The organism is Egibacter rhizosphaerae (assembly GCF_004322855.1).
In the GTDB taxonomy this organism is placed as follows: Bacteria; Actinomycetota; Nitriliruptoria; order Euzebyales; family Egibacteraceae; genus Egibacter; species Egibacter rhizosphaerae.
Map to the genome: position 1 here is coordinate 2,332,729 of NZ_CP036402.1, position 26,491 is coordinate 2,359,219.

Genomic DNA, 26,491 nt, shown 5'->3' on the forward strand with positions numbered 1-26,491 from the left:
TGCGGTTCGGGTTCCACGCCCGGGAGATCGGCACTCGTGGCGTCGTCGCAGGTCAGCGGCGAAGTGCGAGCTGCACCAAGCGCTCACACAGCTCGTCGAAACCGATGCCGGCCGCCTCGGCGGCCATGGGCACCAGCGACGTCTCGGTCATGCCCGGGCAGGTGTCCAACTCGAGCAGCCATGGTTGGCCATCGGCGTCAACGATCAGGTCCGCCCGAGTGATGTCCCGGCAACCGGCGAGCTCCCATGCGCGCAGTGCGACCTGCTCGGCCTCCCCCCGCGTCCGGTCGTCGAGCCGTGCCGGCGCGTAGAAGTCCGCGGCGCCGTGGGTGTACCGGGCGGAGAAGTCGTACTGACCCGTCTTGGGGACGATCTCCACGGCCGGCAGGGCCTCCCCGTCGAGGATGGCGATGGCAACCTCGGACCCTCGGACGAAGCGTTCCGCCAGAGCGACGTCGTAGTAGCTCAGCGCGCTGACGAGGCCCGCGCGGAGATCGTCGTCCCCATCGACCACGCGCACCCCCATGAAAGCACCGCCCTGCGCTGGCTTGACCACCAGCGGCGAGCCCAGCCGCTCGATGATGCGGGGCAGCGCGGACGCGGCGCCGAGGTCCCGGATGGCCTCGCTGCTCACCGGTACCCAGTCGGGCGTCGGGATCCCGTGGCGCGCGGAGAGGCCCTTGAACACGCCCTTGTCCCACGCGATCGCGGAAGCCGTCGCGTCGGGCCCGGTGTACGGGATCCCCATGAGGTCCAGCAGCGCTTGGACGGTTCCGTCCTCCCCCGACTTGCCGTGCAACGCCAGAAAGACCACGTCGAAGGTCTTCTCGGACAACCGCTCGACCAGGGCGCTATCGAGGTCGAGGAGCTCAACCTCGTGTCCGCGGTCGGTCAGGGCATCGGCGACCCGGCCCCCCGAGCGGAGGCTGACATCCCGTTCGAGGCTCAGACCGCCCGCAACCACCGCGACGCCCGTCAATGGTGCTCTCCGTACATCGCGTCGCGGAGTTCGGCTTCGGTGCGGACGACACTGCCGAGTCGTCGGACGCCTTCGCGGATGCGGTCGGGCGTCGGGTAACAGTAGCTGAGCCGCATGTGCTCTCCCCCGCTGCCGTCGGCGAAGAACGCAGCACCCGGTACGTATGCCACGCGCGCGTTGAGCGCCTTGGGGAGCAGCTCCCGCGCGTCCATGCCCGGCGGCAGGGAGAGCCACACGAAGAATCCCCCAGCCGGGATGTTCCACGTGGAACCCTCGGGCATCTCAGCGGTGAGCTCGCTCAGCATCGCGTCGGACCGTTCGCGATGCCCGTCCCGGAACGCCTCGATCAGTCCCTGCCAGTCCTGGGTCGAGAGCCAGCGGTTCGCCAGAAGCTGCGTGAGGTTGGACTGACAAAGATCCGCGGCCTCCTTGAGCAGCACGAACTTCTCCCGGAGCGGACCCGGCGCGGCGATCCAGCCGACACGGATGCCCGGGGAGAAGATCTTCGACAGTGTGCCGATGTAGATCGTTCGCTCGGGCACCAGGCTACGCAGCGCCGTGCGCATCTCCCCCTTGAAATCGAGGAGCCCGTAGGGGTTGTCCTCGACGATCAGCAGGTCCTCCCGCGCCGCGATCTCGGCCAGTTGCTGCCGGCGCCCCTCGGAAAGGGACACTCCAGCGGGATTCTGATGGTTGGGCACGGTGTACAAGAACTTGGGTCGGCGGCCACTCGCCCGGATCCGGCCCAGCCGCTCGGCGAGGACATCCGGGGCGATGCCGTCGCCATCCATCGGCACGTGCATGACCTCGGCCTCGTAGGCGGAGAAGGCGCTGAGGGCGCCGACGTAGGACGGACCCTCGGCGAGGACGACGTCCCCGGGGTTGCACAACAGCTTCGCGGTCAGATCGAGCGCCTGCTGGCCCCCGGTGGTCACGACGAGCTCATCGGCATGGGCCGGGACGCCCTCGTGGTCCATCACGTGGGCGAGTTGTTCACGCAGTGGCGCGTGCCCCTGGCCTCCGCCGTACTGGAGCGCGACGGATCCCTCTTCGGCGATCACCTGCCGTGCCAGGTCGCCCACCGCGTCGAGGTCCAATGCCGACAGGAAGGGCATCCCACCGGCCAGCGACACCACCTCGGGGCGATTCGCCACCGCGAACAGCGCTCGGATCTCGCTTGCCGCCATACCGCGTGTGCGGGCAGCGAAGTGCGCCTCGTAGCTGTCCAGGCGGATCTCGCTCACCGTGTGCTCCTCGCCGTGGGTGACCGCTGCAGAGTAGCGTTGCAGGCACCGGGGAACCTGGGACCATCCACGCCACGCCCGGTCCGGACGTTCGAGCGATCGAGGAGGAGAAGCGTGAGGGCTCCACGAAACCGCTCCGAAGGAGCGCATCGTGCCGCTCGCGTGAGCCACCCGAGCGTCGTCGCGCTGGCGCTGGCCCCGCAGGCAGTGGCGGCTCGCGAGGACGGCCCCCGCGCCGGGCGCACGATCGTTCGTGCCGTCGTGGGCTTGCTGATGGGCGTGGGGCTGGGGTTCGTGATCGCTGCGGCACTGCCCCGTCGCCGCGCTTGGGAGACGGGCCCGGGTGGCGCTCCCTGACCCGGCGTGGCCTCACGGCCCCGGTGCAGCGATCGGGCGCCCGACGAGCTCAGTGGGTGGACGCTCCGACGTGCTCGATGATCGACTCGCCCGCTGAGGCACCGTAGCCCGACGTCGAGAAGAAGCGCGCGAGGGAGCTGGCCAAGGCGTCGGCCAGGGAGTCCTGCCATTGAGGGTCGACCAGGCGAGCCGCGTCACGCGGCGACGTCAAGAAGCCCGGCTCGGTGATGACAGCCGGCATGCGCGTCTCGCGCAGGAGGGTCCAGGTGACGGGGTGCACCCGGCAATCGGGCAGCCATCCGGCGCTGGCGACTCCCGCATGGATGTGCTCGGCCAGACGCCTCCCGGCTTCCGAAGTGGCGTGCAGAGAACCGAAGTAGTAGCTCGCCGTACCGGCGGCGCGGGGGTTGTGGTGGGCGTTGACCCCGATTCCGAGGACGACGTCGCTACCCAGTTCGTTGGCGAGACGCGCGCGCTCGCTCGGGGGCGGGTCCGTGTCCGGTCCGCGGCTCAAGGTGGCCTCGGCGCCGAGCGCGGCCAGGCGCCCGACGAGGCGTGTGGCGACCTCCCAGGTGACGACATGGCCAGGCGCACCGTCCGGGCTCGTCGGCCCCGAGTGGCCGACGCCGAACCCCGGATCGACGAGGATACGGGTGCCGGGTAGCCCGCGGCCGGCGAGGCGCCGCAGCGCCTCACGTTCGCGGACTCGTGTGCTGACACCGGGCGACTGGTGGTCGCGTTGCAAGCGCATGAGGGCTCGGATCGTCGCGTCGCCAGCGACACCGTCGACGGCCAACCCCGTGTTGCGCTGGAACTCCTCGACGGCGGCGCGCGTCAGCCGCCCGAAGATGGCGTCCTCCGGGCCGGCGTCGAAGCCCAACTGCCCGAGTCGGCGTTGTAGCTCGAGCACGTCGTCGCCGCGCATCGGTGTGCGCGAGTGCCACAGGAGCCGGTCGCCCAGGGTGTAGCTGGCCTCGACCAGCGCCTCCCAGGTCTCCTGGCCGATGACGCCGTTCGCGGGCAGGCCGCGTCGCCGCTGGAACGCCCGGACGGCCGCGAGCGTCGCGGCGCCGAAGTGCCCGTCGAGGGGAAGGGATGGGTCGACGATGCGCGCGAGTCGCTCCTGGACGTCGCGCACGGCGGGCCCTTCGTCACCCGCGACGATGCGGGGCGGGGCCTGCTCGTCCCTGACCATCGAAGCCGCTGTCCCTTCGCCGGGCGATAGCTTAGCCGATCGCCGGGCCGTGGCTAGCCAACGACCTCGTCCACGTCGGCGAGGAGTTCGTTCTTGCCCTTCGCACCGACGATGCGCTTGGCCTCCTCGCCCTCCTTGAGGAGCAGAAGCGTCGGGATCGACATGACGCGGTACCGGCGCGCGACGTCAGGGTTCTCGTCCACGTTCAGCTTGAGGACCTTCAGGTCGTCGCTGCGTTCGCTCGCGATCTCGTCGACGATCGGGCTCACGATGCGGCACGGGCCGCACCATTCCGCCCAGAAGTCGACGAGGACCGGCTTCTCGGCCCCCTCGACCTCCGCCTTCCACTCCTGGTCCGTCACGGGTTGTGCGCTCATCGTCTTGCGCCTCCGAAATGGTGGTCTGATCGGATCGCGGTCGCTCGTTCACCGCGCGGATACTGGGCGGTAAACGCCCCGCGATCGACGGCTATTCCGGCCGCGGGGAAGCGACGCGGGCGGTCGGTGGGACCGTACCGCTGCGAGGGTCCGGCAACACTCGGCCCTGTCGGTACATCCTGCGTGGGCCGCTGGCGGAAAATGAGGCGAGGGGCGCCGGAGCGCCCCTCGCCAGCGGCTCGGATGACGGGGGGACAGCCGAACCGCGTCCGATTGCCGCGCCTGCGGCAGACCGGGAACCGACATCGCGTGTTCGGGGAGTCTACCCGCAATCTCTCGCCTTACCCAAGTATTCGGGCCCTTGTGTCTACTGGAGCGGGCCCGGGGATCGGTCAGGCGCGGACCATCTCCCGCCGGTCGCCGGAAGGGCCCGCGGACCACCAGTCCCCGCTCCAGTCACTGGACGAGCCCGCGGGCCGCGAGCCACCGCTCCACGTCGATCGCCGCCTTACAGCCCATACCGGCGGCGGTGACCGCTTGGCGATACGTCTTGTCGACGACGTCACCCGCCGCGAAGACCCCCTCGGCACTGGTGGCGGTCGTCGGCTCGTCGACGAGCACGTAGCCCTCCTCGTCGAGCTCGAGCTGGCCCTGCAGCAGCTGCGTGGCGGGGTCGTGGCCTATCGCGAGGAACAGGCCGTCGGTGCGGTGCTCCCACTGCTCGCCCGTTCGGGTGTCCTCGAGCACGACCCCGGTGACCAACTCCTCGCCGAGCACGTCGGCCACGCGAGTGTTCCACGCGAAGTCGATCTTGTCGTTCTTGAACGCCCGCTCCTGCATGATCTTCGAGGCCCGCAGCTCGTCCCGGCGGTGTGCCACGACGACCCGGGAGGCGAACTTCGTGAGGAACGTGGCCTCCTCCATGGCGGAGTCGCCGCCACCGACCACCACGAGCTCACGGTCCCGGAAGAAGAAGCCGTCGCAGGTCGCGCAGCTGGACACGCCCTTGCCGATCAGGCGCTGCTCGCTCGGGAGCTCGAGCCACCGAGCGCTCGCGCCGGTCGAGACGATCACGGCGTGGGCGCGGATCTCGTCGGTCCCCACCCGGACCACGAACGGCGACCCGTGCTCGAGGTCCATCGATTGGACGTCCGAGGTGAGCATACGGGCGCCGAAGCGCTCGGCCTGCTTGCGCATGTCGGCCATGAGGGTGGGGCCGAGGATCCCGTCGGGGAAGCCGGGATAGTTCTCGACGTCCGTGGTCAGCATCAGCTGGCCGCCGGCCTCGCTGCCCTCGATGACGAGCGGCTCGAGCTCCGCGCGGGCGGCATAGAGCGCGGCGGTGTAGCCCGCCGGCCCGGAGCCGACGATGACGACGTTCTCGATGCGGTCTGTCATGGTACGGGTTCCTTCTGTCTGTCCCACCATCCGGGGGCGTTCCCGCGATGCAACGCAGCGCCGGGACGTACCCTTCCCGAGATCGGCGCGGGGCGAGTCGGGACCGCCGAGAGTCGGGAGCGGCAAGCGCGCCCCCGACCGTACACTGCCGAGCGATGGAACCCGAGCCCTGCGTGAATCACCCGGAGACCACCACGCGGTTGGCGTGTTCAGCCTGCGAACGGCCGATCTGCCCGCAGTGCGTCCGTCGCAGCAGCGTCGGTCAACGGTGCCCGGATTGCTCGGGCCCCCCGCCGGGCGCCCAGGGTCCCAGCAATGCCGGCCGCATGATCCGCGCCGCCGGCCCCAGCGCTCTCCTCGCGCTCGGGGGCGGGATCCTCGTGGCCCAGATCGGGTTCGGCTCGATCATCCTGGGGGCGATCGTGGGGTTCGGTATCGGCAAGCTGACCGCGTGGGGCAGCGACGGGCGGACCGACCCGCCGTTCCCGTATCTCGCCGTGGGCATCGCGCTGGGCGGGTTGATGGTCGGCTCGTTGATCGTGAACGCGAGCCTCGTCCCACCACAGGCCTTCGGCGTTCTGGCGTACCCCGCTGCCGGGTACTTCGCTTGGCGGGGGCTGCAGATGTGAGGCGTGCCCCCGACCGGGCCGGCGCGAGGGGTGCGGCGGTGCCCGAGGCCGCGAGATCGCTCGTTGCCGGGTTCAGGACGTGGGGTCGGTACGCGCGGTGACCTCGCACCCATCGATGGTCACGAGCAGTGCCACGCGTTCGCCGTCTCCGGTCAATGCGAGCACGGCGATCCCTGGGCTGCCGTCGAGGGTGCCCTCGGCGATCTCCAGTACCGCGGCGTCGGGCCCGAGCTCGTCCTCGATCGTCCCGGCGCACTCCTCGGCGCCCAGCTCCTCCAGCGCCGCGTGAACCTCGCGCCATCGAGCGTCGATGGCCGCGGGGTCCGCAGGACCCGTCTGCGGGCCCGCATCGTCCCGGTAGCGCTCGGCGAGCGCCTCCTCGTGGGTCGGGGCGTCGTCCAGCGGTCCGGCGCTCTCCTGGATGCGTAGAGGGGCCAGCCCGGTCCCGTCATCGGCCGGTGCGTCGTCCGCCGGCGCGTCCGCGTCGGGCTCCTCCATCGGTTCCACGTCCCGGGACTCGGCGTCGAGCGCGTCCTCGTCGGGCGCGTCCTCGGCGGGCGCGCCCTCGTCGAGTGCCTCCTCGTCGGGCGCCGCCTCCTCGGCGACATCGGCGTCGTCGGTCGTGGCGTCGTCGGTCGGCCCGATGTTCAACAGGGTGGGCAGAGCGACCGCCGCGAGCGCGATCGCGGCGGCGATGCCCAGCGGCCCCTTCCACGCACGTCGCGACCGACCCACCGCCGCCGGTGTGACCTCGCCGGCCGAGGCGTCACTGGCCGCCGACGTGTCACCGGTCGGCGTGGCGATCGCTGCGGCGGATCCCCGTGTCCGGTCCCAGGCCGCGTCCAGGTGGCCGGCGAGGCGCTCGCGGTACCCGGCCGGCGGCGTCACGGCGTCGATGTCGCGCAGCTCGACGCGCGCCGCGGCGAGCGTGTCGAGGCGACGGGCGATCTCGGGATCCGTTGCGATCCGTGCTTCCAGCCGTGCCACGTCCCGCTCGTCGAGCTCGCCCTCCAGGTAGGCGGCCAGCTCCTCGTCGCCGGGCCCGTCGGCCTCGGCTCCGGCATGGTGGGGGTCGCGGTGGTCGGTCATCGTCCCGTTGGAGGTCGGGAATCGGTGGAGGGTTCCACCTCGTCGGCGGATCGGTCGGTCAGAAGCTGCGCGAGCCGTGCGTGCCCACGATGCACGCGTGATTTCACGGTGCCCACCGCGACGCCCGCACGCTCGGCGATGTCGCGCTGCGGCCATCCGAGCACGTCGTGCAGGACGACGGCCTCGCGCTGCTCGTCGTCCAGCTCGGCGAGGGCGCGGCGCAGCTCGTCGTTGAGTTCCCGGCGCGACAGCGCGTCCTCGACCTCGGGGTCCGGGCCGGCGTGGCGGTCCTCGAGCGGCACGGTGGCCGGCCGCCGGCTCCGCTTGCGGGCCAGGTCGTTGCAGACGTTGGTCGCGACGCGGTACAGCCACGTCGAGAACTTGGCCTGGCCGCGGAACGTGTCCGCGCGGCGCATGACCACGACGAAGGTCTCCTGGGCCGCGTCCTCGGCGTCGTCGGCGTCCCTGAAGTAGCGGTAGCAGATGCCGTAGACGCGATCGGCGTAGCGGTCGACCAGCTCGTCGAACGCTCCGCGGTCGCCTGCGGTGACACCCGCGACCAGTTCCTCGTCGGTCGCGGCCCTGGGGTCGCCGGCGCCCATCAGGGGGGCTCCCCCCGGATGTCGAGGACGCTGAAGGCCGCGGCGTACTGCCCGTCGTCGCCGTCGAAGTCCGGTTCCACCAGCGGGGGCACGACGTAGACCAGCACGTACCGCGCTTCGACGCCGTCGCCCTCGATGACCTCGACGGAGTCGGCGCCGCTGACCTCGTCGAGCGTTTCCCAGTCGTCGACGTCGTCGCTGGGTTCGTCGGCGACTCGCACCTCGAACGAGATGCCGTCGCTCGGGGTGTGCAGGGTGATCTCCGCGAGCTCGTGCGCCTCCCCGAGGTCCGCGGTGAAGCCGACACCGGGCTTCTGGCCCTCGAACTCCGCGTCTTCGTACAGCTCGGTGCGCCAGAACGTGGACGCGTCCGCGTCGAGGAGATTCGGCAGCTGCTCGTCCCGCTCCACGTTGTTGCCACCGGGGTAGTCCTCCACCTCGGGAGGGTCGAAGGCGGTGAGATCGCCGGCCCCGATCTCGACGGGCGTTTCCTCGTCGGCCTCGTCGTCGCCCTCGACGACCTCCGCCACGAGCCGGGGGATGCGATCGACGTCGACGAGCCCGCTGGCGAGGCCCACGGCCGCCAATGTCGCAACCACCGCGAGCGAGGCCAGGACCGAGGCGAGCCATGCACCCTCGACACGCCGGAAGCGTCGGGGGCTCGCCTGCGCGTCGGCCGACTCGGCCGTGTCGTTCGTCGTCGAGGGAGGGGGCACCCCCTCGGGGGGCTCGGCCGGCGGCGAGGCCTCGGTGCTGTCGTCGGAGGACTCGGCGATGCGCTGCGCCCACGGGTGGAACGTCCATCCGAGCTCGAGGACCGAGCGGTGCCGGTCGGCCGGGTCGACGGTGAGGGCGGTCGCCAATGCCGCCTCGATGGCCTCCGGGACGTCGGGTCGCAGGGATCGTGCCGGCAGCGGGTCCTCCTGGAGCCGCATCGTGGCCGTCTCCATGGTCGAGTTCCCCAAGAAGGGCGGCGTTCCCGTGAGCGCCTCGTAGAGCACGCACGCGAAGGCGTACTGGTCGGCACGGCCGTCGAGCGGCTCACCCCGGACCTGTTCGGGCGCGATGTAGGTCGCGGTGCCCAGCAGCGTCCCGGTTTGTGTGAGGTCACGGCTGGACTGCGCGGCCTTGGCGATGCCGAAGTCGGCGACCTTCACGATCCCGTCGGGGGCCCAGAGGATGTTCGCCGGCTTGACGTCCCGGTGCACCAGTCCGTGCAAGTGCGCGTCGGCCAGGGCCGCCGCGACCTGCTCGGCCAGGCTCGCAACGTCCTCCAGGGGAAGGGGACCCTCCTCGGCCACGCGCTCCTTGAGGGTCACACCCTCCACGTACTCCATGACGAGGTAGGTCCAGCCCGCGTCGTCCCCGGTGTCGAAGATGGCCACGACCCCGGGGTGCCCGAGCTTGGCGGCTGCGACCGCCTCGCGTCGGAAGCGCTCGCGGAAGGCGTCGTCTGCCGAGAGGTGTTCGTGGAGGATCTTGACGGCCACCGTGCGCGCCAGCGTCCGATCGTGGGCCCGCCACACCTCCGCCATGCCGCCCACGGCGATCCGCTCTTCGAGTACGTATCGGCGCGCGAGAACCTGCGGGACCGGCGGCCCCGACGTGGGGGTCGGCGTCGCTCCCGCTGGCAGCGCTGAGGTTCGATCTTCCTGAGTCATCCATGTGGGCCGACGGATCGCGGTGGTCGACACCTGCCGGCAGTGTAGTCGAGCGTTACCGCCGTCCGGGCGGTGGGGCGTCCGTGACCTCAGTCACCGATGTCGGCGGTGGCCGCCCGCTCGGGGGAAGCGAGCGACAGCAGGGCGTCGATCCGGTGCAGCACGACCGTGTCCGGCGGCCGGCGGACGGTTGCCTCCACCTCGTCGGTGTGGCGCCGGAACCTTGTGACGACGGCGCCGTTCTCGTCCGCGGTGTCTCGAAGCAGCTCCCGGAGGCTCTCGTCGCTGGTGCCGCCGTCGACGGCGGCCGCGCCCGCCTGCGCGACGGACCGTGCGGTGGTCTCGGCCTGCATCGTGTTGACGACGACCGCGCCCGTCTCGAACAACAGGAGGCCAACGACGGCGAGCGCCACGATCAGCTTGAGCAGTCCGTCGACGATCACGTCGCCGCGTTCCACGTGGACCACCTCCCTGACCCGTTGCCGACTCCCGGTCGCGAATCGGCCACCGGTCGGTCCGCAGGCGAGGTATCGGCCCCGATGCGGGCGGCCTTGAGCCCGTGGGCGGTCAGCCGCGCGCACGCCGCCAGAGCGATCGGAGGGGCAGGGGGTCGTCGATGCGCAGGGTCGCCGCGGCGGCCAGGTAGGTCACGCCCGTCGTAACGATCGCGAGCGGGGTGCCCACGAGCGCGGGCAGGTCGCCGAGGAGCAGCACGGCGGCGACGGCGACGACGCCCGCGACCGCCACCGCTGCCCAGGTGCGGGCCAGGCGCCCCCCACCGACCCGCACGTGGACACCGAGACGGCGGCGGACGGCGCGCCGCAGCAACCCGAACTCGAGCCACGCCGAGACGCCCGCGGCGATCGCGAGGCCGAGCGCGCCGAGGCGCGGCAGCGCGGGATCCTCGCGCAGACCGGCGTCGAGGGGGCCCAGAGCGGGCAGCTCACCCACGAGCGCGAGGTCGCCGTCGGGCATCAAGGCCACCCGGTCGAACTGGAGCATGAGCACCGCGCCGAGCGTGGCGGCGAGGAGCATCCGGAGCGCGGCATAGACCGCGGGCCGCCGTGTATCCCCGGCCGCGTAGAGCGTGTTCTGGAGGAGGCGCGACGACGTCGTCGCGAGCAGACCGACGCAGAACCCGATGAGGATGAACCACACGAGCCGTGTGTCGCTCGCGTCGAACGCGAGCCGCTCGTAGAGCAACCTGATGATGAACTCGCCGAGCACGACGAACCCGAGGATGCTCGGAGCGACGAAGAACGCGATCCGCGCGAGTCCGTCGCGCAGGCGCGTGGCCAGTGCATCCCGTGCCGCCTGCGTGTCGGCGTCGGCCGCGGCGCGCCCACGGGCGAGTTCGGGCAGCTCCGCGGCCGCGACGCTCATGCCGAACAACGCGATGGGGAGCATGTAGAGCGGTTGTGCGAGCATCATGGCCGAGACGGCGCCGGTGGCGAGCAGGGTGGCGAGTGCGAGCTCCACGTAGGTCATCAGCTGGACCACCCCGCGGCCGGCCACGATCGGCCCGAAGGCGCGAATCGCTTGCCGCACCGGGGGGAACCCCAGGTCGAGGCTGGGGCGTGGGATCCCGCCGAGCAGGCGGACGACCCGGGGGAGCTGCACGGCCAGCTGCGCGGCGCTGCCGACCAGGACGCCCCACGCGAGCGCCTGTGCGATGTTGGCGAGCCCGAGGCCGGCCAGACCGGCCGCTACGACCGCAGCGATCTGGGCGGCGCTCCAGAGCACCGGCGCGACGTAGGAGAGGAAGAAGCGCCGGTGGCTGTTGAGGATCCCGAGGCACCACGCGGAGAGGACGAGCAGGCCGATCCCCGGGAACAGGATCCGCATGAACGTCACCGTGAGGTCGAACTGTGGGGTCCCGATCCACCCGAACGCGATGAGGCGCGCCAGGGGCTCGGCCAGCAACAGGCCGATGAGGGCGAAGCCCCCGGTCAGGAGCGCGAGGAGCGTGCCGACGACCCGCGCCATGTGAGCCGCGTCGCGCTCGCGCCCCTCGGCGAGCAGCTGGCTGAAACCCGGGATGAACGACGCCGAGAGGACGCCTTCTCCGAGCAGGTTCTGCAGGAGGTTCGGGATACGGAAGGCCGCTCGGAACGCGTCGGCCTGGGGCCCGGTGCCCAGGAACGACGCCACCGCGGCCTCACGGGCGAGACCCGCGATGCGGGAGAGCCCGATCCCCGCGGCGACGAGGTAGGAACTGCGTTGGGAGGAGCCCTCGCGGGCGGGGTCACCGCCCTCCGGATCGGGCGCTGGATCGCTCATCGACGCTCGGTCCCACCGTCGCCGGGGACGCGCGCGTGCGCGCTCACGTAGCGTCGGCGCGGCCGTGCTCCGGGACGGCCTTGCGGACGAGGTCCCGCTCGTTCGGGTGCGCCATGCACGCGAGCGCGTCGTCGATGGGCAGCCACCGCACCTCCTCGGCCTCGTCGTCGCGCGCGCTCGGGTCCCCACCCACCGCAGCCATGCGGTAGTAGTGCACGAACTTGTGGTACCGCACACGGTCGTCGCGCCAGACGAACCAGTAGTCGATGACGCCGAGCTTCTCCTCGATACGGCACTCGATGCCGGTCTCCTCGGCGACCTCGCGCAGCGCAGCCGTCTCGTGGTCCTCGTCGGGTTCGAGGCCGCCCTTCGGCAGCGTCCACTGCAACTCGCCAGCGGCGTTCCGGCGGGCGATCAGCAACACCCACCAGCCATCGGCACGTGGGTCCACGACGATCCCGCCGGCGGACACCGCACGCTTGGTGGGATAGCGGGGCATGCCGCGGAGCATAGACGGTCGAGCCCGTTCTCGGCTCGGTGCGGTCACCGTTGACGAGTCAAGTCGGGCCGCCGAGACGCCGAGGGAGGTGATGAGGGCCCTTACGGGTGGAGCGGCGCGCGCGGACGGTCACAGGCGCGTGCCCGATCGCAGGAGGCTGCAGTGCCGGACGTCCACGACTATCTCCGCTTGCTCGCCGAGAAGGACGGCAGCGACCTGCACGTGAAGGCCGCCGGGCCCGCGCACATCCGCATCGACGGAGACCTGTCCGAGGTCGGCGAGCTGCCCGAGCTGTCGCCGCAGGACACCGCTGACTTCGCGCGCCAGTTGCTCGACGAGCACACCGCGGCGCGGCTCGAGCGTGGTGAGGAGATCGACCTCGCCTACTCGATGCCGGGCGTCGGACGGTTCCGCGTGGCGGTCTTCACCCAGCGTGGTTCCGTCGGGCTGGTCTTCCGCCGGGTCCTGCAAGGGGCGCAGGACTTCGATGCCCTCGGGCTGCCCGCGGCGGTGCGCAAGCTCGCCGAGGAGCAGCGGGGCCTCGTCCTCGTGACCGGGCCGACCGGTTCCGGGAAGACGACGACGAGCGCGGCGATGATCAGCCACATCAACAAGAACCGTCGTTGCCACATCGTCAGCGTCGAGGACCCGATCGAGATCCTGCACCGCGACGAGCGGGCGATCGTCGATCAACGGGAGGTCGGGATCGACACGCGGGACTTCACCACCGCGCTGCGCTCGGTGGCCCGCATGGATCCCGACGTGATCTTCGTCGGCGAGATGCGTGACCTCGAGACCGTGCGCGCGGCGCTGCAGGCGGCGGAGACCGGGCATCTCGTGCTCTCCACGCTGCACACCCAGAGCGCGGCCGAAACGATCAATCGCGTCATCGACCTCTTTCCCCCGCACCAGCAGCAACAGACGCGGCTGGCGCTGGCGAACACCCTGAAGGGGATCGTGAGCCAGCGGCTCCTGCCGCGCGTCCAGGGTGGTCGCATCGCGGCGATCGAGGTGCTCGTGATGACCACGCGCCTGTACGACTTCGTCGTGGATCCGGACAAGTCGGAGATGCTCGAGGACGCCATCGCCGAGGGCGAGTACTACGGGATGCAGACCTTCGACCAGCACCTCTTGGCCCTCTACCGCGACGGGGTGGTCACGTTGCGCGACGCGCTGGGAACGGCGACGAGCCCGCACGACTTCCGGGTGGCGGTGCGGGCGGCCGGCCTCGCCACCGCCTGAACCGGCTCGGACGACCTCGCCTGCCGCTGCGGGCCCGCTGCGCGCCGCGCGCGTCGACGGGGCGGACGGGACGGGCTCCGAGGCGCCGTGCGGGTGAGTGGACGCACTAGCATGGCGCGGCGATGACCGCCGAAGTGGCCGACTCCCAGCAACGTCAGCTCGCGACCATGGTCGCGGTGTACCCGCTCGCCGACGAGCTCGGCGAATGGTTCGCCGCCGCCGGTCACGAGCTCTACCTCGTGGGCGGCACCGTGCGCGACACGCTGCTCCACGGGCCGGGGGCGCAGGACCTCGACTTCGCGACGAGCGCGCGCCCGGAGGAGACCGAGCGGCTGCTGAACGGTTGGGCGGACCACGTGTGGACCACCGGCGCGCGGTTCGGGACGATCAGCGCGTGGCGCGACGACACGGTCGTCGAGATCACCACGTTCCGCGCCGACCGCTACGAGCCGGGCTCGCGTCACCCCGAGGTCGTGTACGGCGAGCGCATCGAGGAGGACCTCGCCCGGCGCGACTTCACGATCAACGCGATGGCGGTGCAGGTCCCCGAACCGCGATTCGTCGACCCGTTCGGGGGGCTGCAGGACCTGCGGGATTCCCGGTTGCGGACTCCGCAGGTTCCCGAGGTGAGCTTCGGGGACGATCCGCTGCGCATGGTGCGGCTCGCCCGCTTCGTCGGCGTGCTGGACGCCGAGCCCGACGAGCCCGCCCGCGCGGCGGCCGAGCGGATGGCCGTCGAGCTCGACACGGTCAGCCGCGAGCGCTTGCGCGACGAGCTGGACAAGCTGGTCGTGACCCCGGCCGCGGCGAAGGGCATCGACGTGCTCTGCGACACCGGGCTCGCCGACCGTTTCGTTCCCGAGGTCAGCGACCTGCGGATGGAGCGGGATCCCATTCATCACCACAAGGACGTGTACACCCACAGCCTCGCGGTGATGGAGCGCTGCCCGCGCGACGATCGCATCCTGCGCCTCGCCGCGCTGCTGCACGACATCGGCAAGCCGCCCACCCGCGAGTTCCATGCCGGCGGCAAGGTCACGTTCCACCACCACGAGGTCGTGGGCGCGCGAATGGCGCGGCAGCGGTTGAAGGAACTGCGCTATCCCGGCGACGAGGTCGAGAAGATCTGCCAGCTGATCGCGATGCACCTGCGCTTCCACGGGTACGCGGACCAGCCGTGGAGCGACTCGGGGGTGCGCCGCTACGTCCGCGACTGCGGCAGCGACGAGCAGCTGTGGCGCCTCAACCAGCTCACCCGTGCCGACATCACAACCCAGAACAAGAAGAAGGCGCGGTGGCTGGAGAGGTCGGTCGACCATCTCGAGGCGCGGATCGAGCAGCTCAAGGAGGAGGAGGAGCTCTCGAGGATCCGTCCGGCGCTCGACGGGAACGAGATCATGCGCTACCTCGACCTCCAGCCCGGGCCGCTCGTCGGTGAGGCACGCGAGATGCTGCTCGATGCCCGTCTCGACCAGGGCCCGATGAGCGAGGAGGAGGCCTACGCGCTCCTCGACCAGTGGGCGCAGGAGCGCGGGCTGCGCTAGCGGCGCTCCCCCACCCTCGACCGGAACGCTCGATCTCCCCTCGGCCGATGGCGCCTCCGCCCGGCGCAGGACGGCGTAGGCTGCGTCCATGAGCTACCGCGAGTGGGCTCCCGGGGAGCGTCTGCGCGAGCACGTGCTGTGCGCGTGGGCCAGGCACTTCCCGGACGGGTCCGACGCCGGCGCGGCGGTGGTACCCGACGCCTGCATGGACGTGGTCTGGACCGGGCGGACCCTGCTCGTGGCAGGCCCCGACACGCGACCCGCACCGGTCGTGGCCGGCCCGGGCAGCGGCTTCGTGGGGCTCCGCTTCCGCACCGGTCGTGCGCCGGACGTGCTCGGCGTGCCATCGTCGGTGCTCCGCGACCGACGGGTACCGGCAGCGGACGTCTGGGGCGCGCCCGCGCAGCGGCTCACCCAGCGGCTCGGCGAGGCCGGGACCGCAGTCGCGCAGGTGCAGCTGATCGAGGCGTTCGTCGCCGCTCGGCTCGACCGGGACGCGACGTCCGCGCGCGGCTCGGTCGATGCGGCCCTGACCCAGGGGCTGGTCGGTGAGCTGCTCCGCGCGCCGCAGCGCCGAGTGGGGGAGCTGGCGGGCGACCTCGGGGTCGGGGAGCGTCGGCTGCGCCGCCACTGTGAGGCAGCGGTCGGGTACGGCCCCAAGACCCTCCAGCGTGTGGTCCGCTTCCGCCGCTTCCTGCACCTCGCGGAGCGGTGTCCCGGGGCCGGTCTCGCCGAGCTCGCCCTGGCCGCCGGCTATGCGGACCAGGCGCACCTCACCCGCGAGGCACGCGCGCTGGGGGGTGCGGCACCCACCGTGCTGGTGGGCTCCCCCGATCCCGTCGTCGCCTCGCCGGTGTCCGAATCGTTCAAGACGGGCGCGTGGACCCCCGGGCAGCCTGCCGGCCATGGATGACACACGACGCACCGCCGCCCGCACCTTCCTGTATCGCAACGGCCGCGTGCTCGAGCGGCGCCTGTTCGCGGCGCTGTTCGAGGGCGCCGACCCGGCCGGGGTCGTCGAGGCCCTCCGCGGCTACCAGAATCCCGACGGTGGCTTCGGCCACGGGCTCGAGCCCGACAAGCGCTGCCCGCACAGCATCCCCGCCGACGTCGAGGTCGCGCTCGGGACGCTGGCCGCCGCCGGAACGGTCGACGAACCGATGGTCAGCCGCGCGTGCGACTGGCTCGTGTCGATCGCTGACCCTTCCGGGGCGGTGCCGCTCGGGTTCCCGGTGATCGAGGGCTACCCGCGCGCCGACCACTGGGCCGAGTGGACCTATGAACTGAGCCTCTTTCCCACCGCCGGGCTGGTGGGGCTGCTGCACCGGCTCGGTGTCGTGCACCCGTGGCGCGACCGCGCCGAGGCGTGGTGCTGGACGACCATGGAGGCGGAGATCCCCCGGGAGGCGCACGCCATCGCGGACTGCCTCTGCTTCCTCGAGCACGTACCCGACCGGCCCCGCGCTGAGAAGGTCGCCGCCGGCGTCGCGGACGCCCTGGCCGAGGCGAGCTTCTACCGGGGGGATCCCGACAGCGAGGAGTACGGCGTCACGCCCCTGTACCTGGCCCCCACCGCGGCATCGCCGTGGCGGGAGTTGTTCTCCGACGAGCTCATCGCCGCCCACCTCGATCGGCTGGAGGCCGATCAGCAGGACGATGGCGGCTGGCCGATCCAGTGGGACCCGCCGAGCGAGGCGTCGATCCTGGAGTGGCGCGGCATCGAGACGCTCCGGGCGCGACGGGTCCTGGACGCCTATGGCCGCTGACCGGCCTCGGCGGCCTGCCTCCGAGCGGCCGCCACCGTCTCGATCAACCGCGAGGCGAACGGGTGGCTGGTCAGCTCGTCGAGCGTGATCGGGCGGGCGCCGCCCGGTTCGGGTGCCGCGATCGGGCGCCGCCAGTTCGGATAGTCGTCCACGGTGCCCGGCAGGTTGGGCTGGCGCAGATCCCCGACCGCGTCGTGGAGGCTCGCGGCCACCAGCCGGGCGGGCGAACGGCCGAGGAACGCGTGCATCGCCAGCACCTGCTGTTGGACTTCGGCCGGGAGTCCGGGGGGCTCGTTCGGGACGTCCCCGACGCGTTCGAGGTCGTCGACGAGCAGCTGTGCCATTTCGTCGCGCTCGGCCTGCCGCGCCGCGCGGGCGTCGACGGGATCGTGGCCCTCGCCGTGCAGCCCGAGCTCGTCGCGGAGGTCGACGTCGGCGAGCTCCCACCATCCCGCCGCGCTCGGCAGGTCGTGGGTCGTCACGCTCGCGAGCGCCTCGCGCGGGTAGTCGTCGGCGGAGCGGAGCTCGCCCTCGTCGTCGCGCTCGAAGTAGAGCACCGACGAGGAGAGGACGTGGCGGTCCGCGAGCGCGTCGCGAACGCCCTCCGGCACGGTGCCGAGGTCCTCGCCCACGAGGACCGCTCCGGCCTCGTGGGCTTCCAGTGCGAGGATCCCGAGCATCTCGTCCGACGGGTAGTCCACGTACGTCCCGTCGGCGGCGTCGGCGCCCTCGGGGATCCAGAACAATCGGAACAGGCCGAGGATGTGGTCCACGCGGATCCCGCCCGCGTGGCGCAGCACCGCACGCAGCATCGACCGGAACGGTGCGTAGCCGGACTCGGGCAGCCGATTCGGTAGGAGCGGGGGCTGCTGCCAGTCCTGACCCTGCTGGTTGAAGGCGTCGGGCGGCGCGCCGACGGTCACACCGAGGCCCAGCTCGTCCTGGAGCGCCCAGGCGTCGGCCCCACCCTTGTCGACCCCGACGGCGAGGTCGTGGACGATCCCAAGGCCGAGCCCGGCGTCAACGGCGGCGCGCTGCGAGTCGGCGAGCTGCTCGTCGCAGCACAGCTGCAGCCACTGGTGGTAGCGCACCCGCTCGGCGTGCGCGGCCCGGAAGGCCGCGACCTCGGCACGGTGGGGGTGGCGCAGCTCCGCGGGCCACTGCGAGAACGGCGTCCCGTAGCGCTCGGCGATCGCGCAGAAGGTCGCGAAGTCGGTCAGGTCGCGCCCCTCACGAGCGACGAACGATGCGAGGGCCTGTTCGCGCCCCGGGGATCGACCCGCGGCGAAGAGCCGTTCGAGGGCCGCCTGCTGGCGGGCGTGGACGGCGTCACGCTCGATACGGTCGGCCGTGTTGTCGCGGCGAGCACGTCGTGCGAGTGCGACCACTCGCTCGCGGTCCGCCGCGTCGAGCAGTTCGAACTCGGGCAGCGCGTCGACCCGCAGGTACATCGGGTTCGCGAACCGCCGACTCGAGGGGTAGTACGGCGACTCCTCCACCGGCACGCTCGGGTTCGCCGCGTGCAGCGGGTTCACCACGACGAAGTCGCCGCCGGCCCCGCCGGTCCAGCGCGCGAGTGCCGCCAGGTCGGCGAGGTCGCCGTGCCCCCAGCTGCTTTCCGACCGCAGGGCGTACAACTGCACCATCCAGCCCCATCCGAGGCCGACGTCATCGGGTCGGGGAGCGCGCGGGGGGGTGACGACGAGCGTGCTGTGGTGGGTCACGGTGCCTTCACGACCGGCGATCTCGAGGGTGAGCGCGTGGTCGCCCAGCGGGAGGTCGGTCGGCAGCGCGAGCGCGCCGGCCCGATGCCGCCGCCCGTCGATCGTCGCGGTCGCGGCCTGTCCCCATTGGTCGGGTCCCGCCGCCTCGGCGAGCCGGCGCCTGCCCCCGGGCCCGGTGAGGTCCGCGGTCAGGCGTGCATCGTCGTCGAGCGCGAGGGGCACGGGGACGGGACGGTCGCCGGTGACCACGTGGGTGGCGGGTGCGGAACGGCGCCAGGGCGCCTCGTTCGCCTGCGTGAGGGCGGCCCGGATCGAGGTCTGGTCCTCGCACGGCACCCCCAGCACGCGCAAGGCGGCCCGCACCGTGTCCTCCGGTACGGGCCGCTCGCGTTCGTCGCTGTCGCGGTAGGCGGTGGCGACCCCGTGGGCGTGCGCGAGTCGTCCGAGCTCGGGGTTGGTGCCGGCCGGCTGCCGTCCCGTGTCGCCCAACTAGCCCTGTTGGGTCTTCTGGAAGATGTCGTCGATCTCGTCGATGAGCTCCAGCAGCTTCCGCCCGACCTCGGGGTCCATCGACTTCTTCGCGTCGCCGGCCTGCTTCAGCGTCCGCCACACGAGGTCGTGCAGGTGCGGGAACTGCTCGACGTGTGGCGGCTTGAAGTAGTCGGCCCAGAGCACCATGACGTGGTGCTTGACGAGCTCCGCGCGCTGTTCCTTGATCATGATGGCGCGGTCCCGGAACACCGGGTCGTCGGAGTCCTGGTACTTCTCGGCGGACTTGACCACCGACTGGGCCTCGATCCGTGCCTGGGCGGGGTCGTACACGCCGCACATGAGGTCGCAGTGGGCGTTGACCGGAGCGGGATCGCGGAGACGGTCTGCGAGCCCTGCGAGACGCGCTGCGAGCATGGGTCCTCCTTGTTCCTCATCGATGGCGCGGACGTGGCTTCCGAGCCCGTAGCCTAACCACATGCGACGTGGATCAACCGGGCCGATGTCGTCGCACCGGCTCTCCGCGGCCAACGTCGGGGCCTCCTTCGCCCGCCTCGCCGCGATACTGGGCGGTCTCGTGGTCGCGGCGCTGGCGTGCGCCCATCGCCGAGTCGTCGTGCGGGGCGGGAGCATGCGTCCAACGCTCGAGCACGGCGATCGGCTGCTCGTCCGCCGGGGGGTGCGGGCCGTCACCGGCGATCTCGTGGTCGTGCGCCTGCCCGGGCGGGGGGAGGCCGTGAAGCGGGTCGTCGGCGTCGCCGGGGACACCGTCGAGCTCACGGGTCGCGCGACGCGGCTGGGAGCCGGCGAGGTGGCCGTCGCCGGCGACGCGTCTGCGGCGAGCACCGACAGCCGTCAACTCGGTCCGCTACCCCGGGGCGCCATCCGCGGGGTCGCGCGCAGCATCTACCACCCGCGGGAACGGGCGGGCCGGCTCACGCCGACCCGTCGCCGCTGATGAACTCGTCCACCATCTCGCGGCAGACGTCGTCGTGGTACTGCTCCGGGGGCGATTTCATGAAGTAGCTCGACGGGCCCAACAGCGGACCGCCGACGCCGCGCGCGCGGCCGAGGGCCGCGCACCGGATCGCGTCGATCACCACCCCCGCGGAGTTGGGTGAATCATGAACCTCGAGCTTGAGCTCCAGGTTCAGCGGCACGTCCCCGAAGTTCCGCCCCTCGAGGCGGATGTAGGCCCACTTGCGGTCCTCGAGCCACGGCACGTGATCGCTCGGGCCCACGTGGATCGAGTCGTTCGACATCGGCTCGGACAGCTGGCTCGTGACCGATTGGGTTTTCGACTGCTTCTTCGACGAGAGGCGCTCACGCTCGAGCATGTTCATGAAGTCCATGTTCCCGCCGAAGTTCAGCTGGTAGGTGCGGTCGATGTGCACCCCGCGGTCCTCGAAGAGTCGCGCGAGCACGCGGTGCGCGATCGTGGCGCCGACCTGCGACTTGATGTCGTCCCCGATGATCGGCACGCCGGCTGACCGGAACCGCTCGGCCCAGGCGGGATCGCTGGCGAGGAACACGGGTAGGCAGTTGACGAACGCGACGCCCGCCTCGAGCGCGGCCTCCGCGTAGTGCGCGGTCGCCTCCTCCGAACCGACCGGGAGGTAGCAGACGAGCACGTCCGCCTCGACCCGTCGCAGCTCCTCGGCGACGTCCACCGGGGCGGCGTCGCTCTCCTCGCCGACCTCCCGGTAGTACTGCCCGAAGCCGTCCAGCGTGGGGCCTCGCTGGACCTCGATCCCCAGCGGCGCGACCTCGGCGAACCGCACCGTGTTGTTCGGTGCGGCGACCAGGGCCTCGGAGAGGTCGCGGCCGACCTTCTTCGCCTCGACGTCGAAGGCGGCGACGAACTCGAGGTCACGCACGTGCCAGCCACCGAGCTCGACGTGCATGAGCCCGGGCACGACCGTGTCGGGATCGGCGTCCGCGTAGTAGGTCACGCCCTGGACGAGCGCGCTCGCGCAGTTGCCGACTCCAACGACCGCCACGCGGACGGGGCTCGGTCGTGCGTCGGGCTGAGGGGGGCGGTCCATCTGGTCTCCTTGAACGGGTGCGGTGGTGATGAATCGGTGAGGTGCGCGATCAGGGGTGCGGGTCGGTGGGCGTGAATCCGGTGCGCTCGGCGGCGAGGAGATCGTCGAGCCAGGCGAGATCGTGCGCGGTGGTGCGCACGCCGTGACGGAGCAACGAGAGGGTGTAGGCGTCGGTGCCCGTCGACTCGGCGTGGGCGAGGGAGCGCTCGCGCTCGTCGAGTCGCTCGGCGAGCACCTCGCGGCGCCGCTCGAGGTGGCGCAGCCGCGACTCGGGCCCGAGGTGGCGGAAGAACGCGAGACGGAGCCGGAATCGCTCGTCGTCGGTGCCGCGGGAGCCCTCCTCCAGCAGTTCCAGGAAGCGGGCCCGCCCCTGCTCGGTGACCTGGTAGGCCTGCTTGCGGCGAGATCCGCGGTCTGCGGGGGCCAGTTTCTCGACGTCGCCTCGCCGCTCGAGCCGCGCGAGGGTCGGGTAGAGGCTGCCGAACGAGACGCTCCAGAACAGCCCCAGCCGTTGGCTGAGCTGCTTGCGCAGCTCGTAGCCGTGCAGGGGCCGCTCCAGGAGCAGCCCGAGGACGGCGAGCTCCAGCACGTCGACTCCTCGTCCCGTCTCGCGGTCACTGGCCCGCACCCGGCGGGTCGGTCGGCAGCGGGCATCTGCCGGCACCTTCGCCGCCCATCGGCACGATATATCGCCTCGATATGCCATGCGAGTCCGGGGCCTCGTCGCCGACGGTGGACGGTGCCGTCGCTCCTCGTCCGGTGGCTGCTTACACTCGGGCGCGTGCAAGGGTTCACCGACTACCGGATGGCCAAGCGCGCGCTGGTGCGCCAGGTCACGCACGGCACCGTGCCGGTGCGGGACGTGTGCGACGCGCACCCGGAGCTGTTGCGGGCGGCGCGCAACATCGGCACGGTCGTCGACCGCTCCTGCCCGATCTGCGATCTCGCCGACGAGCGTGCGGCGGTCCCCGCCGACGACAGCGCGCCGGTGCGCACGGTCACGTACGTCTTCGGCGACGATCTCCGACGCCCGTCCGGCGCGGTGGTGTGGGATCGCGCCGAACTGGCCGATCTCGCCGTGCGCTACCGCTCGCTGGTGGCCTACACGGTGGAGTGCTGCCTCGTGTGCGGGTGGAACCATCTGGTCGAGAGCTATCTGCTCGGCCGCGCGCACGCCGGCTCCGTCGACGCCGGGTGACCCGCCGGGCGAGAGCGCGTCCGCGGGCCGCGCAGGACAGGCCGGCGGGCCGACCGGCCAGCCACCACAGAACGTGGCATCCGGCATACTTGGTGTATGCCCCAGAATCGAGGTGGTCGTCGCGCGCCTGCTCCCGGGCCGGCCCGCACCGCGGGTCGACCGCGGCGTCCCGGCGCGCCGCGGCGGGGCCGGTGGCGTCGCCGCCTCGCGTGGACCCTCGGCTCGCTGGTGGGGCTCGCCCTCGTCGGGTTGGGGGCCGCCACGACGGCGGCGGCCGTGCTCTGGGTGACGACCCCCGAGCTGTCCGTGGAGTTCGACATCGAACCGACCGTCGTGACCGACGTCAACGGCGACCACATCGGCGAGCTTCAGGAGCACCCCGGCCGCGAGGACCTCGGGATCGACGAGCTGCCCCCGCACGTGGTCGACGCGGTCATCGCCGCGGAGGACGCGGGGTTCCGTGACCACGCCGGCGTGAGCGTGTCGGGGATCGCGCGGGCGACGTGGTCGAACCTGCGCCACGGGGAGGTCCGCCAGGGCGGGTCGACGATCACGCAGCAGTACGTGAAGAACCTCACGGGCGACCAGGAGGAGACGCTCGCGCGCAAGCTCCGTGAGGCGGTGCTCGCCGTGCGCCTCGAGCGCGATCGGTCGAAGGACGAGATCCTCGAGGGTTACCTGAACTCGATCTACTTCGGTCGCGGCGCCTACGGCATCCAGGCCGCGGCCCGTGCCTACTTCGACGTGGACGCGCGCGACCTCACGGTGGACGAGGCCGCACAGCTCGCCGCCGTGGTCCCGGCTCCGAGCGCGCTCGACCCCGAGCGCGAGCCCGTGGCGTCCTCGCAGCGCTATGCCTCGGTGATCGATCGCATGCACGCGGAGGGCATGCTCGACAGGGAGGAGGCCTCGGAGCTGCGCGAGGTGCCGCCGCTGGTGCGGCCCGGAGGGCAGGGTCTCGCCGCGCAGCGCGCCCCCCACTTCCTCGCCATGGTCGAGCAGCGGCTGGCTGACCTCGTCGGCCCGGCCGCCGTGCACCGGGGTCTCGAGGTGCGCACCTCCCTCGATCTCCGCGCCCAGGACGCCGCCGAGCGCGCGCACGCGGATGCGCTCGGGTCCCTGGACATCCCGGAGGGCGAGACGGCACCGGTGGCCGCGCTCGTTGCGATCGACCCGGCGACGGGAGGGATCCGTGCGCACGTCGCCGGGGCCGACTTCGGCACGGACCAGTACGACCTCGTCACGGGCGGGCCCGAGGGTCTCGGTCGCCAGCCGGGCTCGACGTTCAAGCCGTTCGCGCTGGCCGCCTTCGTCGAGGACGGCAACTCGCCGGACAGCATGGTCGACGCCCCGGCCACGGCGACGTTCGCCGCCGAGGATGCCCGGCTGGACAGCGACTGGACGGTCGGGAACTACGAGGGGCAGGAGCTCGGGAGCGTGACGCTGCGCGAGGCGACCTGGCGGTCGTCCAATACCGCATACGCCCAGCTGGCCATGGATCTCGGCCCGGAGCGGGTCCTCAACGCGGCGCGGAGGGCCGGGGTCGACGCACCCGGGAAGCTGCGGCCCGATCCCTCGCTGGTACTCGGCACCGGTGCGGTGACGCCGCTGGAGCTCGCGGGTGCGTACAGCACGTTCGCGGCCGAGGGCACGCGCCGGGCGCCGACCGCGGTGCTCGAGGTCGTCGATCACGAGGGTGAGCGGCAGTACCGTGCGAACACCGACGGCGACCGGGCGTTCGAGCCCGAGGTGGCCCACGCCGTGACCGATGTGCTGCGGGGCGTGATCACCAGTGGCACCGGAACCGCCGCCGCCATCGGCCGTCCCGCCGCCGGCAAGACCGGTACGACCAGCTCGCACGCGGACGCGTGGTTCGCCGGCTACACGCCCGACCTCGCGGCGGTCGCCTGGTTCGGGCATCGCGACGACAACGAGCCGATCCACGGCGCTCCGACCGGCGGCGGGGCGCCGGCAGCCCTCTGGGCGGACTTCGTGGCCGAGGCGCTGGCCGATGTCGCGCCGAGCGAGTTCCCCCCGCCACCCGACGACCTGCCCCTGGCGGAGGACCTCGCCGACGCGCTCTGCGAGCCCGGCGACCCGGCGTGCGATGAGCCGGCCACGCCCGGACCGCCGGTCGGACCGGACGCCGACGGGGAGGCCGCGACCGATGCCCCGGGGGACGCGTCGACGGATGGTGCGTCGGATGGTGTGTCGAACGAGGCGCCGGACGGAGGGCCGTCGGGTCCGCCCGCGCCCTCGGATGACGCGACCGAGCCCTCGCGCGCGCCCGACGGGACACCCGCGACGACCCCCGGGGCCCCCGACCCCCCGGAAGGCGAGGGCGAGCCCCCCGCCGATGGTTGACCGACCCTGCTGAAAGGGGCTCGGCGAGGCCCGAGTTGTTCGCTTCGCATCGCTGGGTAATGCTGCCACCCTGCAGCCGACGTACCGGGAACCGGACCGCGCCCCGAGGGGGAGTGCGCTGTTGAGTGATCTGGTGATCCGCCACCCCGACGTCGACGAGCTCGAGATCGTCGCGTCGCTGACCGTCGATGCGTACGCCGAGTACGCCGCGCACATGTCGCCCGACGCCTGGTCGGCGTTCGCGCACGACATCGCCAACGTGGCCGGGCGCATGTCCGACGGGGAGGTCCTCGTGGCCGAGCGCGCCGGCGACCTGGTCGGCTCGCTGACGCGCTACCCGAACTGGCGCGGCGCACAGGAGGGCTCGTCGTCGCTGCGCATGCTCGCGGTCCCCCCGCACGAACGCGGGCAGGGCGTTGGGCGGGCGCTGATGCTGCGTGCCATCGAGCTGAGCCGCGCCGAGGGCAAGGACCGCGTGGTGATGACGGTCCCGCCGGAGATGACCACCGCGCGCGACCTCGTCACCTCGCTCGGCTTCGAGCGCGAATCCTCGCTCGACCACACCCCCGCGCCCGGCGTCCACGCTCAGGGGTACGAGCTGCGGTTGTGAGCGCAGTGGGTGCGGTGGCCGCGCTCAGGCGCCGCCGGCGTGCAGCAGCGCGGCGTAGAGGGTGAGTCCGGGCCCGAAGGCCAGCGCCACCACCGGGCCGTCGTGCGTGAGCTCGCCGCGGTCGCGTAGCTCCTCGAGGATGAGCAGCACGGTCGCGCTGGAGCAGTTGCCCCGCTCGGCGAGCACGTGCCGCGAGGCCGCGACCTGCCCCTCGTCGAGACCCAACCGGTCGGCGGCGACGTCGATGATGCGGGGGCCGCCGGGGTGGACGGCCCAGGCGGCCACGTCAGCGCGATCGAGGTCGTGCCGGGCCAGCAGCGTGTCAACCGCGTCGGCGACGTGCTCGCGCAGCACCGTCGGGACGCGTGGCGACAAGCGCATGCGGAAGCCGCGGTCGGTGACGTCCCACGCCATGAGGTCGGCGTGCGCGGTGGCGGTGCGCGCTTCGAAGTCGCGGATCTCGAGTCCGGGCCCGGGGGTGAGCACGGCCGCGGCTGCGGCGTCCGCGAACAACGCGTGAGCGACCACCTGCTCGATGTCGGGGTCGGGGGGCTGCACATGCAGGCTGGTGAGCTCCACCGAGAGGACCGCGACGCGCTGCGCCCGAGCCCGCGCGGCATCGCTCGCCGCGGCGAGCGCGGGGATCGCGGCGTAGCAGCCCATGTGCCCGATGTGCAGGCGTTGCGCGTGTGGGGCAAGGCCCAGGTCGCGCGCGAGGAGGATGTCGAGTCCGGGCGTCGCGTAGCCGGTGCAGCTGACCACGACGAGCTGGTCGAGCTCTTCGGCCGCGAGACCCGCATCGTCCAGCGCCGCCGACAACGCGTCCTTGCCGAGCGGCATCGCCTCGGCGAGGAAGCGCTGCATGCGCGCCCGGGTGCCCCACGTGGAGACGTCCTCGATGCGTGGATCCACCACGCCATGGCGGCGGGCGATCCCCGACTGGGCCCACGCCCGCTCCGCCGCGCGCCGCTGGCCGAAGTGGTCGGCGAAGAAGTCGCGCCAGAGCGCGCCCTGATCGTGCTGGGGCGGAAGTGCGTTGGCCAGGCCCGTGATGGCAGCCGTCATCGTCGCCGGATCCTGTCGTCCGTCGGCCCGCGGCGGTGCCCGGGCGCCCCCGTGTGTCGCGTGAGTTGCGCGGCTTTCGGTGACCTGTACCCAGGTCGAGCCTGACCGAACAGGCGTGAACGGGCCGTGCGTTT

26 protein-coding genes are annotated in these 26,491 nt (G+C 72.2%); 10 read left to right on the forward strand and 16 right to left on the reverse strand.

The features are described from left to right. Window positions 1–52: 52 nt before the first annotated feature. Both ER308_RS10855 and ER308_RS10860 read right to left on the reverse strand, forming a co-directional pair. Window positions 53–979 carry a D-alanine--D-alanine ligase family protein gene (locus tag ER308_RS10855; RefSeq protein ID WP_131155005.1) on the reverse strand — a complete coding sequence of 309 codons (927 nt, stop codon included), beginning with the start codon at window positions 977–979 and terminating at the stop codon, window positions 53–55. Beyond that, entirely contained in the window at window positions 976–2,223 is a 1,248-nt protein-coding gene (locus ER308_RS10860; protein ID WP_165491996.1) for an aminotransferase-like domain-containing protein, read from the reverse strand. The genes ER308_RS10855 and ER308_RS10860 overlap by 4 nt, the downstream gene beginning before the upstream one ends. Window positions 2,224–2,385: 162 nt before the next feature. Between ER308_RS10860 and ER308_RS10865 the strand changes: the two genes are divergently transcribed. Continuing rightward, complete coding sequence (locus ER308_RS10865; RefSeq protein ID WP_131155007.1) at window positions 2,386–2,580, forward strand: hypothetical protein; 195 nt, start codon at window positions 2,386–2,388, stop codon at window positions 2,578–2,580. Between the two features lie 49 nt (window positions 2,581–2,629). Here the strand turns inward: ER308_RS10865 and ER308_RS10870 are convergent, their stop codons facing one another. The 3 genes from ER308_RS10870 to trxB form a co-directional block, all read right to left on the reverse strand. After that, window positions 2,630–3,775 carry an N-acetylmuramoyl-L-alanine amidase gene (locus ER308_RS10870; protein WP_131155008.1) on the reverse strand — a complete coding sequence of 382 codons (1,146 nt, stop codon included), beginning with the start codon at window positions 3,773–3,775 and terminating at the stop codon, window positions 2,630–2,632. A gap of 53 nt (window positions 3,776–3,828) precedes the next feature. Next, on the reverse strand, window positions 3,829–4,152 hold the full coding sequence (gene trxA, locus ER308_RS10875) for a thioredoxin (RefSeq protein WP_131155009.1): 324 nt from the start codon (window positions 4,150–4,152) through the stop codon (window positions 3,829–3,831). 456 nt (window positions 4,153–4,608) lie between these two features. Next, window positions 4,609–5,550 carry a thioredoxin-disulfide reductase gene (trxB, locus tag ER308_RS10880; protein WP_131155010.1) on the reverse strand — a complete coding sequence of 314 codons (942 nt, stop codon included), beginning with the start codon at window positions 5,548–5,550 and terminating at the stop codon, window positions 4,609–4,611. A gap of 326 nt (window positions 5,551–5,876) precedes the next feature. Between trxB and ER308_RS10885 the strand changes: the two genes are divergently transcribed. Beyond that, on the forward strand, window positions 5,877–6,179 hold the full coding sequence (locus tag ER308_RS10885) for a hypothetical protein (protein ID WP_131155011.1): 303 nt from the start codon (window positions 5,877–5,879) through the stop codon (window positions 6,177–6,179). A gap of 72 nt (window positions 6,180–6,251) precedes the next feature. Here the strand turns inward: ER308_RS10885 and ER308_RS10890 are convergent, their stop codons facing one another. The 6 genes from ER308_RS10890 to ER308_RS10915 all read right to left on the reverse strand — a co-directional run bounded on the left by ER308_RS10890 (window position 6,252) and on the right by ER308_RS10915 (window position 12,310). Beyond that, entirely contained in the window at window positions 6,252–7,268 is a 1,017-nt protein-coding gene (locus ER308_RS10890; protein ID WP_131155012.1) for an anti-sigma factor family protein, read from the reverse strand. Beyond that, window positions 7,265–7,870 carry an RNA polymerase sigma factor gene (locus ER308_RS21560; protein ID WP_165491997.1) on the reverse strand — a complete coding sequence of 202 codons (606 nt, stop codon included), beginning with the start codon at window positions 7,868–7,870 and terminating at the stop codon, window positions 7,265–7,267. Before ER308_RS21560 ends, ER308_RS10890 begins: the two co-directional genes overlap by 4 nt. Beyond that, window positions 7,870–9,531: a protein kinase domain-containing protein gene (locus ER308_RS10900; RefSeq protein WP_276319894.1), complete on the reverse strand. Its 1,662-nt coding sequence runs from the start codon at window positions 9,529–9,531 to the stop codon at window positions 7,870–7,872. Before ER308_RS10900 ends, ER308_RS21560 begins: the two co-directional genes overlap by 1 nt. 89 nt (window positions 9,532–9,620) lie before the next feature. Next, window positions 9,621–9,989, reverse strand: a complete 369-nt coding sequence (locus ER308_RS10905; protein WP_131155014.1) for a hypothetical protein — start codon at window positions 9,987–9,989, stop codon at window positions 9,621–9,623. A gap of 109 nt (window positions 9,990–10,098) precedes the next feature. Then, window positions 10,099–11,811 carry a murein biosynthesis integral membrane protein MurJ gene (murJ, locus tag ER308_RS10910; protein WP_131155015.1) on the reverse strand — a complete coding sequence of 571 codons (1,713 nt, stop codon included), beginning with the start codon at window positions 11,809–11,811 and terminating at the stop codon, window positions 10,099–10,101. Window positions 11,812–11,854: 43 nt separating this feature from the next. Continuing rightward, a complete protein-coding gene (locus tag ER308_RS10915; protein ID WP_205745569.1) occupies window positions 11,855–12,310 on the reverse strand; it encodes an NUDIX hydrolase in 456 nt (151 codons plus the stop codon). A 162-nt stretch (window positions 12,311–12,472) separates the two neighbouring features. On the opposite strand from ER308_RS10915, the gene ER308_RS10920 reads away from it, so the two are divergent. The 4 genes from ER308_RS10920 to ER308_RS10935 all read left to right on the forward strand — a co-directional run bounded on the left by ER308_RS10920 (window position 12,473) and on the right by ER308_RS10935 (window position 16,862). After that, complete coding sequence (locus ER308_RS10920; RefSeq protein WP_131155017.1) at window positions 12,473–13,552, forward strand: type IV pilus twitching motility protein PilT; 1,080 nt, start codon at window positions 12,473–12,475, stop codon at window positions 13,550–13,552. Window positions 13,553–13,674: 122 nt separating this feature from the next. Then, window positions 13,675–15,096, forward strand: a complete 1,422-nt coding sequence (locus ER308_RS10925; RefSeq protein WP_131155018.1) for a CCA tRNA nucleotidyltransferase — start codon at window positions 13,675–13,677, stop codon at window positions 15,094–15,096. Between the two features lie 88 nt (window positions 15,097–15,184). Beyond that, window positions 15,185–16,009 carry a helix-turn-helix domain-containing protein gene (locus ER308_RS10930; RefSeq protein WP_131155019.1) on the forward strand — a complete coding sequence of 275 codons (825 nt, stop codon included), beginning with the start codon at window positions 15,185–15,187 and terminating at the stop codon, window positions 16,007–16,009. Further along, window positions 16,002–16,862, forward strand: a complete 861-nt coding sequence (locus ER308_RS10935) for a prenyltransferase/squalene oxidase repeat-containing protein (protein WP_131155020.1) — start codon at window positions 16,002–16,004, stop codon at window positions 16,860–16,862. Before ER308_RS10930 ends, ER308_RS10935 begins: the two co-directional genes overlap by 8 nt. Here ER308_RS10935 and malQ read toward each other — a convergent pair. Both malQ and sodN read right to left on the reverse strand, forming a co-directional pair. After that, a complete protein-coding gene (gene malQ, locus ER308_RS10940) occupies window positions 16,850–19,075 on the reverse strand; it encodes a 4-alpha-glucanotransferase (RefSeq protein ID WP_131155021.1) in 2,226 nt (741 codons plus the stop codon). The genes ER308_RS10935 and malQ overlap by 13 nt on opposite strands. Next, complete coding sequence (gene sodN / locus ER308_RS10945) at window positions 19,076–19,492, reverse strand: superoxide dismutase, Ni (RefSeq protein WP_131155022.1); 417 nt, start codon at window positions 19,490–19,492, stop codon at window positions 19,076–19,078. It abuts the gene before it with no gap. Between the two features lie 61 nt (window positions 19,493–19,553). On the opposite strand from sodN, the gene lepB reads away from it, so the two are divergent. Next, window positions 19,554–20,033: a signal peptidase I gene (lepB, locus tag ER308_RS21565; protein ID WP_165491999.1), complete on the forward strand. Its 480-nt coding sequence runs from the start codon at window positions 19,554–19,556 to the stop codon at window positions 20,031–20,033. Here the strand turns inward: lepB and ER308_RS10955 are convergent. Both ER308_RS10955 and ER308_RS10960 read right to left on the reverse strand, forming a co-directional pair. Beyond that, window positions 20,011–21,120 (reverse strand): inositol-3-phosphate synthase, encoded by a 1,110-nt coding sequence (locus ER308_RS10955; RefSeq protein WP_131155023.1) that lies wholly within the window; start codon window positions 21,118–21,120, stop codon window positions 20,011–20,013. The genes lepB and ER308_RS10955 overlap by 23 nt on opposite strands. Before the next feature lie 49 nt (window positions 21,121–21,169). After that, window positions 21,170–21,709: a PadR family transcriptional regulator gene (locus tag ER308_RS10960; RefSeq protein ID WP_165492000.1), complete on the reverse strand. Its 540-nt coding sequence runs from the start codon at window positions 21,707–21,709 to the stop codon at window positions 21,170–21,172. Between the two features lie 192 nt (window positions 21,710–21,901). On the opposite strand from ER308_RS10960, the gene ER308_RS10965 reads away from it, so the two are divergent. The 3 genes from ER308_RS10965 (at window position 21,902) to ER308_RS10975 (ending at window position 25,292) form a co-directional block, all read left to right on the forward strand. After that, window positions 21,902–22,318 (forward strand): DUF5318 family protein, encoded by a 417-nt coding sequence (locus ER308_RS10965; protein ID WP_205745570.1) that lies wholly within the window; start codon window positions 21,902–21,904, stop codon window positions 22,316–22,318. Window positions 22,319–22,414: 96 nt separating this feature from the next. Next, window positions 22,415–24,682 carry a transglycosylase domain-containing protein gene (locus tag ER308_RS10970; RefSeq protein ID WP_131155025.1) on the forward strand — a complete coding sequence of 756 codons (2,268 nt, stop codon included), beginning with the start codon at window positions 22,415–22,417 and terminating at the stop codon, window positions 24,680–24,682. A gap of 121 nt (window positions 24,683–24,803) precedes the next feature. Next, window positions 24,804–25,292 (forward strand): GNAT family N-acetyltransferase, encoded by a 489-nt coding sequence (locus ER308_RS10975; protein WP_165492001.1) that lies wholly within the window; start codon window positions 24,804–24,806, stop codon window positions 25,290–25,292. A 24-nt stretch (window positions 25,293–25,316) separates the two neighbouring features. Here ER308_RS10975 and ER308_RS10980 read toward each other — a convergent pair whose 3' ends face one another. Continuing rightward, window positions 25,317–26,357, reverse strand: coding sequence for a type III polyketide synthase (locus ER308_RS10980; protein WP_131155027.1), 1,041 nt, complete (start codon window positions 26,355–26,357; stop codon window positions 25,317–25,319). Window positions 26,358–26,491: the final 134 nt, after the last annotated feature.